Source organism: Caballeronia sp. INML2, assembly GCF_023631365.1.
GTDB lineage: Bacteria > Pseudomonadota > Gammaproteobacteria > Burkholderiales > Burkholderiaceae > Caballeronia > Caballeronia turbans.
Window position 1 is genome coordinate 66,011 of record NZ_JALQDH010000002.1, and the last position, 11,877, is coordinate 77,887.

Genomic DNA, 11,877 nt, shown 5'->3' on the forward strand with positions numbered 1-11,877 from the left:
AAAAGGAAGCGTATGTTTCGCGTGATTACCGCCAATCTGAACGGCATCCGTTCGGCCGCCAAGAAAGGATTCTTCGACTGGTTCGGCGAGCAGAAATCCGACGTCGTGTGCGTGCAGGAAATCAAGTGCTCGCAAGACGACCTGACGCCGGAATTCCTCGCGCCGCACGGTTTTCAGGGCTATTTCCAGCATGCCGTGAAGAAGGGCTACAGCGGCGCGGGCCTCTATACGCGTCACGAGCCGGATGACGTGATCATCGGTTTCGGCTCGGAAGAGTTCGATCCGGAAGGGCGCTACGTGGAAGCGCGTTTCGGCAAGCTCTCGGTGGTATCGGTGTACGTGCCGTCCGGGTCGAGCGGCGACGAGCGCCAGCAGGCCAAATACCGCTTCATGGACGAGTTCATGCCGCATCTCGACGCGCTGTCGAAAGAGCGCGAAGTGATTCTGTGCGGCGATGTGAACATCGTGCACAAGGAAATCGACATCAAGAACTGGAAGAGCAACCAGAAGAACTCCGGCTGTCTGCCGGAAGAGCGCGCGTGGCTCACGAAGCTCTTCGACGACGTGGGTTATGTCGATGTATTCCGCACGCTGGATCAGCGCCCCGAGCAGTACACGTGGTGGAGCAATCGCGGCCAGGCGTATGCGAAGAACGTGGGGTGGCGTATCGACTATCAGATCGCGACGAAGGAAGTCGCCGCGACCGCGAAGAAGACGTCGATTTTCAGGGACATCAAGTTCAGCGACCATGCGCCGCTGACGATCGACTACGACTGGAAGCTCGGCAAGAAGAATTGACTAGCGCCCGCTCTTCTTGAACCGCCCCATGCCCGCGTAATTCGGCAACTGGTCGATGGTCTTGCCGAGCGCCTTTGCATAGAGCGGCATCATGTCCGGCATGCGCTTGAGCAGGTCCTGCCTGCGATCCGGGCCATACGGATGCATCCAGATGAAGCCGACATCCGCGCGCCGTGTTCCCGAATCGATCTTGTTCCACAACGTGACCGCCGCGCGCGGATCGTAGCCCGCGCGCGAGGCGATCTCGCTGCCGATCACATCGGCTTCGGTTTCATCGGCGGGGGAATAGCGCATGGTCAGTAATTCATCGCCGAAATCGGGCTGTTGCGGCGGATAGTTCGAGAAGCCGAACAACTGGGGCGGCGCGCCGGCGGAGAGTTGCGCCGCCTGCTGCCGGCCGAGCCGCTCGCGCGCATGCTCGCGCAACGCGTGCGCGATCTCATGGCCGATCATCATGCCGATCTCGTTATCGTTCAGACGCAGCTTCTCGATGAGACCGCTATACACGACGATTTTCCCGCCCGGCAGGCACACCATGCGCTCTTCGGGCGACTTGATGACGTTGATCTCCCACTTCCAGTTCTTCGCGCGATCGTTCCACTTGAGCGCGAACGGAATCTCGTGATTCGCGATCTCGCGCACGCGCTTCACGAGCGGGTTGCTATCGGGAAGCAATGTCTTTGCGCGACCCGCATCGAGTATGACTTGCGCGTATTCCTCGGCGGACTGCGCTTCGAGCGTTGCGGGCGGGATCAGGTTGCGAAAGAGCGCCGTATCGCCGAAGCGGATCTGGTTGTTCGGTGCGGTGTAGGGCGGCGGCGTCTTCTGTTCGTCCTGAGCGTGCGCGGACAAGGGCGCGAGCGACGCCGATGCCAATGCGCAAACCAAGGCGCGAAGCTTGAAAGAAACCGTCATCGTCGAGTTCTCCAGGGCGCGATCTTGGGCAACAGTAACATGCCCGGAATGGACAACGCGACGCAGATCATGAAGTACGGAAACCATCCGGTTTCATTCACGATGAAGCCGCTGCCCGCCGCGGCGAACGTGCGCGGCACCGCCGCGAGGCTCGTGAAGAGCGCGAACTGCGTCGCGGTGTAACGCGGGTCCGTCGTGCTCGCGATGTACGCGGTGAAGGTGGCGAGCGTGAGACCCGTCGCGAAGGTTTCAAAGCCGTAGAGCACGGCGAGCGCCGCGGGCGACGGCCCGATCTTCGCGAGCCAGGCGAAGCCTAACGTCGCGACGATCTGCAGCGCGCCGAAAATCCACAGCCCGCGCGCGATGCCGATCTTCACCAGCGCGATCCCGCCGAGCAATCCGCCCGCGATGCTCGCCCAGAATGCGACCGCTTTCGCGATCACGCCGATCTGCGCGAGTGAGAAACCCACGTCGATGAAGAACTTTGTGGCGAGTGCCGTCGCCATCGTGTCGCCGAGCTTGTAGAGGAAGATGAAGCTCAGCACGAGCAGCGCCGCGCGCCAGCCGTCGCGCGTGACGAACTCGTGAAACGGCTCGACGATCGCCTCGCGCAGATTCTTCGGCGGCGCGCCGTGAATCTCCGGCTCCCTGACGACGAGCGTCGTGATGAGACCCGGCAGCATGAACGCGGCGGTGATCAGAAACACGGTCTTCCACGGGAAGACCGTGGCGAGAATCAGCGACAGCGAGCCCGGCACGAGCCCCGCGACCTTGTACGCATTGACGTGAACCGCATTGCCGAGTCCTTGCTCGGTGTCGGCGAGCAATTCGCGGCGGTATGCATCGATGACGATATCCTGACTCGCGCTGAAGAACGCGACGAGCGCGGCAACCGACGCGACGGCCCATAGACTTCGTTCAGGTGAGAAGAATCCGAACGAGCCGATCGCCACCATCACGAGCACTTGCGTGACGAACATCCAGCCGCGCCGTCTGCCGGGACTCCAGCCCGGAAAGCGCGGGATGTAACGGTCCATCAGCGGCGACCAGACGAACTTCCACGTGTATGGCAGTCCGATCAGCGCGAACAGGCCGATCTCCTTGACGTTGATGTGCGCGGTCGTCAGCCACGCCTGCAGCAGGCTGTAGAGCGTGAAGAGCGGCAATCCGGACGTGAAGCCGAGAAAGACGCAAATGAGGATGCGCTTGTTGAGAAACGTGCGCCATCCGGGATGTTCTTCGTGAGCAGTTAGAGCGGGCGCCTCGTGTGGCGTATCGGGCATGTCGTATAGCGGGCAGTTGTCGATGCGCGACGGCGCCGGTCATCGTTACCGGCGCTTCACGCGATAGACCGCAAGACTACCACGCCAGTTCGCGCCCCAACGGACCGGCTGGCCGTCGTGCAGCACCACGCGGTCGAGAATTTCGATGCCCACCTCCGGCGCGAGCGCCTCGAAGTCCTTGATCGTGAGCACACGCACGTTCGGCGTGTTGTGCCACTGATAGGGCAGCGACTTCGACACGGGCATGCGCCCCTGAATCACCGACAGCCGATGTTGCCAGTATCCGAAATTCGGAAACGACACGATGCACTGGCGCCCGACGCGCACCGTCTCGCGCAGGATCGCGGCGGTCTGATGAATCGTCTGCAGCGTCTGCGAAAGGACCGCGAAATCGAAGCTGTCGTCCTCGAAGAGACGCAAACCGTCTTCGAGATTCTGCTGAATCACGTTCACGCCTTTTTGCGCGCACGCGAGCACGCCGGCATCGTTGATCTCGATGCCGTAGCCCTTCACTTCGAGTTCTTCGCCGAGCAGCGATAGCAGCGACCCGTCGCCGCAGCCGAGATCGAGCACCGTCGAGCGCGGTTCGACCCAGCGGGCGATCGCCCGAAAATCGGAGCGCAGCGCGAGCGAATCGAGGGTGTGCTGGTTCATGCGCCGATCTCCGTGGCAATGCGTTCGTAATAGGCGCGCATCAGGTTGTGATAACGCGCGTCGTCGAGCAGGAAGGCGTCGTGGCCGTGCGGCGCATCGATTTCCGCGTAGCTCACGGTGCGCTTGTTGTCGAGCAGCGCTTTCACGATTTCGCGTGAGCGCGCGGGCGCGAAACGCCAGTCCGTCGTGAAGCTGGTAATGAGATATTTCGCGCTGGTATTGCCGAGCGCTTTCGTGAGATCGCCGTCGAAGGCTTTGGCGGGATCGAAATAATCGAGCGCGCGCGTGATCAGCAGATACGTGTTCGCGTCGAAGTATTCGGCGAACTTGTCGGCCTGATAGCGCAGATACGACTCGACTTCGAATTCGACATCGAAGTTGAAGTTGTACGCATCGAGCGCGCCCTCGGCACGGCGCAGCGCGCGGCCGAATTTCACGGCCATGTCGTCGTCCGACAGATACGTGATGTGGCCGATCATGCGCGCGACGCGCAAGCCGCGACGCGGCTTCACGCCGTGCGCGTAATAGTCGCCGCCGTGGAAATCGGGATCGGAGAGAATCGCGGAACGCGCGGTTTCATTGAACGCGATGTTCTGCGCGGAAAGCTTCGGCGTCGATGCCACGACGATGCAATGCGCGAGCCGCTCCGGATACATCATGCTCCACGCGAGCGCCTGCATGCCGCCGAGGCTGCCGCCCATCACGGCCGCGAAGCGCTCGATGCCGAAGCGGTCCGCGAGACGCGCCTGCGCGTTCACCCAGTCTTCCACCGTGACGACGGGAAAGCTCGCGCCGTACGGCTTTGCCGTCGTGCGATCGATGCTCATCGGTCCAGTGGAACCGAAGCACGAGCCGAGATTGTTCACGCCGATCACGAAGAAGCGGTTCGTGTCGAGCGGCTTGCCGGGACCGACCATGTTGTCCCACCAGCCGACGTCCTTCGGATTATCCGCGTGGATGCCCGCGACATGATGCGACGCGTTCAACGCGTGGCACACGAGCACGGCATTCGAGCGCGCGGCGTTGAGCTCGCCGTACGTTTCGACGACGAGTTCGTAGTCGCCCAGCATCGAGCCGTTCTGCATCTTGAGCGGCTCGGTGAAGCGCAGTGTTTGGGGCGTGACGATGCCGATCGATTCCATTCATTCCGCCTTTGAACAAGCGGCTAAACGGTGTCGGCGAAGCGCGGAAAAAAGTGATGGCGCGGCTGACGACCTCTTTAGCCGCATTTATAGTGAACGCCCGTGAATCATCACTGAGGTTCGCGCGCCCGCAATCGAGTCAGCAAATCGGCGCGTCGTTGATGTTCGAGAAAATCTCGTTAGCGATGGAGTATAGCGGAAATCGTCATTAAGCCGCCATTTGCTCCGTCTTGGATGGGGCCCGCGTTTCCGTCTATATTGTCTAATCGTCTCGTCTTGCCAGGAAACGGAAATGAAACCGAGCCGGGTCAGACCGCTGAGTCACCTGAAGAGCCGCGCGGCCGAGTTGATCCGCAATATCGTCGAGAGCCGCGAGCCGATGCTCATCACGCAGAACGGCGAGGGCAGGGTGGTCGTGCAGGACGTGCAGTCATACGAGGATCTGCATCAGACGCTTGCCTTGCTGAAGATTCTGGCGATGGGGCAGAAGACCATTGAAGCCGGCCAGTGCATGAGCGCGGGCGATGTGTTCGCCGAGATCGAGCGCCTCGACCGCGAAGAAGGCGTCAAGTGAAGACCGTCTTCCTCGATCCCGTGCGCCAGGATTTGCAGGACTTCCGGCGCTACGTCATCAACAAGTTCGGCGGCACCGCGTGGTCCGCAACGCGCAACAAGATCGCCGATACCATCGTCGAAATCGAAGCCGCGCCGCGCAACGGCTCGACGCCGCCGGAGCTCGTCGACTTTCGCATGTCGGGGTACTACGAAGTCGCGAGCGGCACGAACCGCATCATCTACAAGGTCGATGGCGACACCATCTACGTGCATCTCGTCGTCGACGCGCGCTCGGACGTCGAAGACATTCTCGCGCGGCGGCTGTTTCGGATGTAGCTGCAATGGACGCGATCGGATCAGAGCGCGCGGCCGCGCATGCCGAGGGTGAGCGCGCGCAACGACCGCACCGTGCGATCCACATAATGCGGCCTGCCCGCGCCCGGCAGGCGTACTGACATTCCGCCGCTCGACGTCTTCGCAACCGGCAGATGCCCGACGATCCACACCGTGCGAATGCCCAGCCGCCGATAGCGCTTCAGATGCCCGCGCGTATCCTCGACGAGAATCGCGTCTTCGAGACGCACGTGCGCGCGGCGCATCGCACGGCGCAGCATCGGCGCGTCAGGCTTCGCGCGCCAGTGCTGACCTTCGCGCATGTCCTCGATCGCGATCACGCGCTCGAACAGCTTCGCGATGCCGAGTTCCGCCAGCACGGTGCGCGCGTAGAGCGTCGGTGCGTTGGTAAGCACGATCTTGCGTCCGGGCAGCGCACGCAGTATCCGCGTGAGGCCGCGCTCGGCGCGCAGCATCGACGGCAGATCGGGGAAGGTGTGAACCTCGCGCAGGAAATCGGCCGGATCGACGTCGTGATGCCTGACGAGCCCGAGCAGCGTCGCGCCGTAACGCACCGTATAACCGACGCGCAGGCGGTTCGCCTCGTCGACGTCGACGTTCAGGCGATCCATGATGTATTGCGTCATCCCACGATTGATCGCCGGGAAAATTTCATGCGATGCGTGATGCAGCGTGTTGTCGAGATCGAAGAGCCAGACGGGACCACGCGTTTTCACGCGGCGTCGGCGGGACGGGCGATGCGGACTCATATCAGCGTTGCACCAAAAGAAACGCCCGCGCATTGGCGGGCGTGGAAAGCGAAATGACGATGCTCAATGCGAGCGGATCATCGTGCCGAATGGCTGCTCGGTCAGAATTTCGAGCAGCACCGAATGCTCGATGCGGCCATCGATGATGTGCACCGAGCGCACGCCGCTCTTCGCCGCATCCAGCGCGGAAGAAATTTTCGGCAACATGCCGCCGGAGATGGTGCCGTCCGCGAAGAGGGCGTCGATCTCGCGCGCGGACAGGTCGGTCAGCAGATTGCCTTCCTTGTCCATCACGCCGGGAATGTTCGTCATCATGACGAGCTTTTCCGCATTCAGCACGACGGCGAGCTTGCCCGCGACGAGATCCGCGTTGATGTTGTACGAGAGGCCGTCCTCGCCGAAGCCGATGGGCGAAATGACCGGAATGAACGCGTCGTCCTGCAGCGCCTTCACGACCGCCGGGTTGATCGCCTCGACTTCGCCGACCTGGCCGATGTCGATGAACTGGCCCGGATTATCGCGGTCCGGCATCAGCAGCTTGCGCGCGTGGATCAGGCCGCCGTCCTTGCCCGTCAGACCGACCGCCTGTCCGCCGAAGTGGTTGATCAGCGTGACGATGTCCTGTTGCACCTCGCCGCCGAGCACCCATTCGACGACTTCCATGGTTTCTTCGTCGGTGACGCGCATGCCCTGGATGAAGGTGCCTTGCTTGCCGATCTTTTTCAGCGCCTGGTCGATCTGCGGGCCGCCGCCGTGCACGATCACCGGATTGATGCCGACGAGCTTCAGCAAAATGACGTCGCGCGCGAAGCCTTGCTTCAGGCGCTCTTCGGTCATGGCATTGCCGCCGTATTTGATCACGACCGTCTTGCCGTGATACTGACGGATATAGGGCAGCGCCTCGGCCAGAATTTCAGCCTTCAGGGTAGGCGCGATTTGCGTGAGGTCGGGTTGCTCGGACATGGCGGCAGATGAGGCGAGGAGCGTTTAAACACGCCGAATTGTACAGGACCGACGCATTGCGGCAGGACGAATTGCCGCGCCGGCGCGACGTTTTCCGGCGGACGGGCCGACGTGCGATCATCGTTCGAACGGATTGATGACAAGATGATGAACGAATCCCCTGAAACGAACGGGCGGCCAGCGCCGGGCGCGCTGGTTTGCGCCCGCTGCGGCGCGTCGTTTCGCTGCGGCATGCGCGCGGGCGATCCGGCCTGCTGGTGCGCGTCGCTCGCCGCGTTGCCGCTCGACTGTCTGCGGCCGGGCATGAGCTGCCTGTGTCCGGCGTGTCTCGCGGCGCAAGTCGATCGTGCCGCACCGCTGGACTAGCAGATCGAGCGCCGTGGCTGCCTCCCGCGGCAAGGTGCGACAAATCGCGCCAGATGCGGCTGCGGGCCCGACGCAAGCGGGATAATGTCGCGGGAAGCGTAACCACGTTGTCAAGCACTCAAGCAGATGCATCGCATAACCAATACCGGCCGCGTCAATCTCGGACACCTCTTCTGGCTTCGCTCGCTCGCGATCATCGGCCAGCTGACGACCATCGCCGTCGTGCAGATCTTCTTCGGCGCGAAGCTCCCGCTGCCCGCGATGCTGCTCGTCGTCGCGCTGGAGATGATCTTCAACGGCCTCACGTGGCTGCGCGTCGCGCGGGCGCGGCCGGAGACGAATCTCGAACTGTTCGGCCAGATGCTGGTTGACCTCGGCGCGCTCTCGGCGCTCCTGTTTCTCTCCGGCGGCGCGACCAATCCGTTCGTCACGCTTTATCTGCCATCGCTCGCGATAGCCGCCGCCGTGCTGCCGTGGACAATGATGGCTTGCCTCGCGCTCTTCGCCGTCGCCTGTTACGCGCTGCTCAGCTACAACTACGTGCCGCTCAACATCGAGAATCCGGCCAATCTCTTCGATTATTTCCGCACCGGCCTGTGGGTCAACTTCATGGTGAGCGTCGGGCTGATCGGCTGGTTCGTCGCGCGCATGTCGCGGGCGCTGCGCGTGCGCGACGCCGCGCTCGCCGAAGCCCAGCAACGTCATCTTCGCGATGAGCGCGCGGTCGCGCTCGGCGTGCAGGCCGCGACCGTGGCGCACGAAATGGGCACGCCGCTTTCGACCATCGCGATGCTGGCCGAGGAACTGCGCGACTCCGCCGCGCACGACAGGAACCTCGCACCCTACGCGGCGGATTTCGAACTGCTCGAGCAGCAGATGGCGCTCTGCACGTCCGCGCTCGCACGCCTGCGCAGCCGCGCGACGGGGCCGTCGAGCCGCCAGGGGCTGGACGAATGGCTATCGAGCTTCATCGAGCAATGGCGTTTGCGGCATCCGCAGGTGAAATTCGCGCAGATCGGCCGGACCCCCGTGGATGCGTCTATCGACGACGCGGTAGCCGTCGGCCAGATCCTCACGATCCTGCTCGATAACGCCGCGCGCGCGAGCAGCGAATCGGTGACGCTGCAGACGTCGGTCGAAACGGTAGACGACATGGACTACGTGCGCTTCGACGTGTGCGATCGCGGCCCGGGCATTCCGCCCGCGCTGCGCGGCACGCTCGGCGCGGGCCCGGTCGACAGTACCCAGGGCGGGCACGGCGTCGGGCTTTATCTGGCGTTCGCGGCGGCGGCGCGGCTCTCTGGATCGATCGAACTGATCGACGGCAAGCCGCGCGGCACGTGCGCGGTGTTGCGCCTGCCCAATCGCGGCGCGGTCGCGGCGCCGGCGCAGGCGGCAGGAACTGAACGAAGCGGCGCGGCCTGAACTCGAACCCAGGCGCGCCCGAGGGGCATTACGGAGAAAAATATGAGCGATACCAACTTTCTGATCATCGACGACGACGAAGTCTTTTCCGGCATTCTCGCCCGCGGCCTCACGCGGCGTGGTTTCACGCCGCATCAGGCCCACGACGCCGACGAAGCGCTGAAGCTCGCCAACCAGCACAAGTTCGGGCAGATCACGGTCGATCTCCATCTGGGCAGCGATTCCGGGCTGCGGCTCGTCGCGCCGCTGCGCGATCTGCAGCCGGATGCGCGCATTCTCGTGCTGACCGGCTACGCGAGCATCGCGACGGCCGTGCAGGCGGTGAAGGACGGCGCGGACAACTATCTCGCCAAGCCGGCGAACGTCGAGTCAATTCTTTCCGCGCTCCACGAGCAGGCGAGCGAGCAGACGGCCGAGGAAGCGATCGAGAACCCGACGCTGCTTTCCGTCGCGCGGCTCGAATGGGAGCATATCCAGCGCGCCCTCGCCGAGAACAACGGCAATATTTCGGCGACGGCACGCGCGCTCAACATGCATCGACGCACGCTGCAACGCAAGCTGGCGAAGAAGCCGGTGCGGCAATAAGCGAGACGACGCCCGGGCAAAACTCGGGCGGCAATTGAATATCGGCCGGAAATGGCGATGCGCGATGCGTTCAGACACGCATCGCGATAAAAGCGACCGCGCAAAAAAAAGAACCGCCCAAGCCGGGTGCCAAGGGCGGTAATCGGAGAGTTGCAACGACATGCATGTACATGGAACACGCATGCAGAAAGTGTACGTTGCGGCGCTGTACCCTTGAATAAGATAACTCCGAATTAAGAATTCGCTTAATTTGTCTGCTTTTACGCAGCAAATAGCGAATTTCTTTCAATCACCCTTCTTCGGGGTCTTCGTCGATGTTTCCGGCGCTCATTCTCAGGCCGTTATCCCCTTCATACGCGCTCAAGAAAATCGAAACGAGCGCCGTAAAGCCACTCTGTGCGCAAACCGGGATTTGCGCCGCGCCGTCCGCGGGCGTCGTCCGCGGGGCGTGACAGAGGAGACATCGATGAAATGGTTTGACCGCCTGTCCGTGCTCAGCAAGCTCTTGCTGTCTTTCGCGGTCGTGATCCTGTTCTGCGCATGCGTGGGCGTCACCGGCGTGGTTTCGCTCGCAAAGATGAACGGCCTGATCGAGGAAATCGGCGAGCGTCACATGGACGGCCTCTATTGGGTCGAGGAAGTCAACAAGCACAAGCTCAACACGGATCTCGCCGCCGCCAACCTCACGTTCGCCGACGATGCCGGCAAGGCAAAGCTGAAGGAAGGCATGTCGGCTTCGCTCGACAGCATGCACCGCGCGTTCGAACTCATGCGCCCGACGATGCACTCCGCCGACGGCATCGCGCTCTACGACGCGGCGAGCAAGTCCGTCGCCGCGTGGGAAGACATCGTCCTGATGCAGATGGGCAAAAAGCCGATGCCGATCGACGTCGACCAGATGGGCCTCATCGCGCGCGCGATCGCGGCGAGCGAGAAGGCGCGCGCTTCGCTGGAGCGTCTCGCCGACTTCAAGCGCAAGCGCGCGACCGACGCGCGCCGCGACGCGGCATCGGAATACGCAACGATGCGCGTCGTCATGCTCGCGCTCGTGTTCGGCGCGATGGTCGCGGGGGCGCTGCTCGCGGTGCTGATCGGACGGCGTCTTTCCGCGCAGCTCGGCGGCGAGCCGGCATACGCGGCGGATATCGCCGACCGCATCGCGCGCGGCGACCTGACCACGCGCGTCGCCACGCGCCCCGGCGACGACACCAGCATGCTCGCGAGCCTCGGCAACATGAGCACGAAGCTCGCGGATATCGTGGGCGAGATTCGCCATTCGAGCGATTCGATCCTGTACGCATCGCGCGAGATCGCGCAGGGCAACACCGATCTGTCGCAGCGCACCGAGGAGCAGGCGGCTTCGCTGGAGGAAACCGCGTCGAGCATGGAACAGCTCACGCAGACCGTGCGCCAGAACGCGAGCAACGCGGACGCGGCGAGCGGCATCGCGCGCGGCGCGTCGGACGTGTCCGCGCGGGGCAGCGAGCTCGTCGGCGAGGTCGTCGATAACATGCGCGAACTGGCGTCGGGCTCCAAGCGGATGACGGACATCATCGCGGTGATCGAGGGCATCGCCTTCCAGACGAATATCCTCGCGCTGAACGCCGCGGTGGAAGCGGCGCGCGCCGGCGAGGAAGGGCGCGGCTTCGCGGTGGTCGCGGGCGAAGTGCGCTCGCTCGCGCAGCGCAGCGCGACGTCGGCGAAGGAAATCAAGGAGCTGATCGAGGCGTCGACGGCGCGCGTGGACAGCGGCGCGGCGCTGGCCGAGCGCGCCGGCGCGACGATGGCCGAAGTCACGCAGGCCGTGCAGCGCGTGACGGACATCATGGCGCAGATTTCGTCGGCCTCGCACGAGCAGAGCGCGGGCATCGAGCAGGTGAACCGCGCCGTCGCGCAGATGGATGAGGTGACGCAGCAAAACGCGGCGCTCGTCGAGCAGGCCGCCGCCGCCGCGGGCGCGATGGCCGATCAGGCGGAGCAACTGAAGAGCGCGGTCGCGGTTTTCGAACTGGAGCGCGGCGCCTGACCCGCGAAACGAGCGCGGCACGTCGCGGGCAAGCGACGGCCAAACGGTCGTAATATCGGCTC

The 11,877-nt window shown here is 63.5% G+C and carries 13 protein-coding genes; 7 read left to right on the plus strand and 6 right to left on the minus strand.

Annotated features, from left to right (window positions below; translation table 11 throughout):
• The first annotated feature begins 12 nt into the window (after positions 1–12).
• Positions 13–798 (plus strand): exodeoxyribonuclease III, encoded by a 786-nt coding sequence (locus tag NCT32_RS00335; protein ID WP_250476143.1) that lies wholly within the window; start codon positions 13–15, stop codon positions 796–798.
• On the opposite strand, the gene NCT32_RS00340 is transcribed toward NCT32_RS00335, so the two are convergent.
• The 4 genes from NCT32_RS00340 to NCT32_RS00355 are packed head-to-tail and all read right to left on the minus strand — an operon-like array spanning position 799 to position 4,792.
• Complete coding sequence (locus NCT32_RS00340) at positions 799–1,713, minus strand: M48 family metallopeptidase (RefSeq protein ID WP_250476144.1); 915 nt, start codon at positions 1,711–1,713, stop codon at positions 799–801.
• Positions 1,710–2,996 carry an AmpG family muropeptide MFS transporter gene (locus NCT32_RS00345; RefSeq protein ID WP_250476145.1) on the minus strand — a complete coding sequence of 429 codons (1,287 nt, stop codon included), beginning with the start codon at positions 2,994–2,996 and terminating at the stop codon, positions 1,710–1,712. The genes NCT32_RS00340 and NCT32_RS00345 overlap by 4 nt, the downstream gene beginning before the upstream one ends.
• A gap of 45 nt (positions 2,997–3,041) precedes the next feature.
• Positions 3,042–3,650: a methionine biosynthesis protein MetW gene (gene metW / locus NCT32_RS00350; protein ID WP_061116742.1), complete on the minus strand. Its 609-nt coding sequence runs from the start codon at positions 3,648–3,650 to the stop codon at positions 3,042–3,044.
• Positions 3,647–4,792 carry a homoserine O-acetyltransferase gene (locus tag NCT32_RS00355; protein ID WP_061116743.1) on the minus strand — a complete coding sequence of 382 codons (1,146 nt, stop codon included), beginning with the start codon at positions 4,790–4,792 and terminating at the stop codon, positions 3,647–3,649. The genes metW and NCT32_RS00355 overlap by 4 nt, the downstream gene beginning before the upstream one ends.
• A gap of 292 nt (positions 4,793–5,084) precedes the next feature.
• Here NCT32_RS00355 and NCT32_RS00360 point away from each other — a divergent pair, with 292 nt between their 5' ends.
• Together NCT32_RS00360 and NCT32_RS00365 are read left to right on the plus strand one after the other, a co-directional pair.
• Complete coding sequence (locus NCT32_RS00360; protein WP_061116744.1) at positions 5,085–5,366, plus strand: type II toxin-antitoxin system Phd/YefM family antitoxin; 282 nt, start codon at positions 5,085–5,087, stop codon at positions 5,364–5,366.
• Positions 5,363–5,683 (plus strand): type II toxin-antitoxin system RelE/ParE family toxin, encoded by a 321-nt coding sequence (locus tag NCT32_RS00365; RefSeq protein WP_250489833.1) that lies wholly within the window; start codon positions 5,363–5,365, stop codon positions 5,681–5,683. The genes NCT32_RS00360 and NCT32_RS00365 overlap by 4 nt, the downstream gene beginning before the upstream one ends.
• Before the next feature lie 20 nt (positions 5,684–5,703).
• On the opposite strand, the gene NCT32_RS00370 is transcribed toward NCT32_RS00365, so the two are convergent.
• Complete coding sequence (locus tag NCT32_RS00370; RefSeq protein ID WP_061116930.1) at positions 5,704–6,450, minus strand: pyrimidine 5'-nucleotidase; 747 nt, start codon at positions 6,448–6,450, stop codon at positions 5,704–5,706.
• Between the two features lie 63 nt (positions 6,451–6,513).
• Positions 6,514–7,413 carry an acetylglutamate kinase gene (gene argB / locus NCT32_RS00375; RefSeq protein ID WP_061116746.1) on the minus strand — a complete coding sequence of 300 codons (900 nt, stop codon included), beginning with the start codon at positions 7,411–7,413 and terminating at the stop codon, positions 6,514–6,516.
• A gap of 144 nt (positions 7,414–7,557) precedes the next feature.
• Here argB and NCT32_RS00380 point away from each other — a divergent pair, with 144 nt between their 5' ends.
• The 4 genes from NCT32_RS00380 (at position 7,558) to NCT32_RS00395 (ending at position 11,815) form a co-directional block, all read left to right on the plus strand.
• Positions 7,558–7,779, plus strand: coding sequence for a cysteine-rich CWC family protein (locus tag NCT32_RS00380; protein WP_250476147.1), 222 nt, complete (start codon positions 7,558–7,560; stop codon positions 7,777–7,779).
• A gap of 126 nt (positions 7,780–7,905) precedes the next feature.
• Positions 7,906–9,204, plus strand: coding sequence for an ATP-binding protein (locus tag NCT32_RS00385; protein WP_250476148.1), 1,299 nt, complete (start codon positions 7,906–7,908; stop codon positions 9,202–9,204).
• Between the two features lie 42 nt (positions 9,205–9,246).
• A complete protein-coding gene (locus NCT32_RS00390; RefSeq protein ID WP_061116749.1) occupies positions 9,247–9,789 on the plus strand; it encodes a response regulator transcription factor in 543 nt (180 codons plus the stop codon).
• A 466-nt stretch (positions 9,790–10,255) separates the two neighbouring features.
• Positions 10,256–11,815: a methyl-accepting chemotaxis protein gene (locus NCT32_RS00395; RefSeq protein ID WP_250476149.1), complete on the plus strand. Its 1,560-nt coding sequence runs from the start codon at positions 10,256–10,258 to the stop codon at positions 11,813–11,815.
• Positions 11,816–11,877 lie beyond the last annotated feature (62 nt).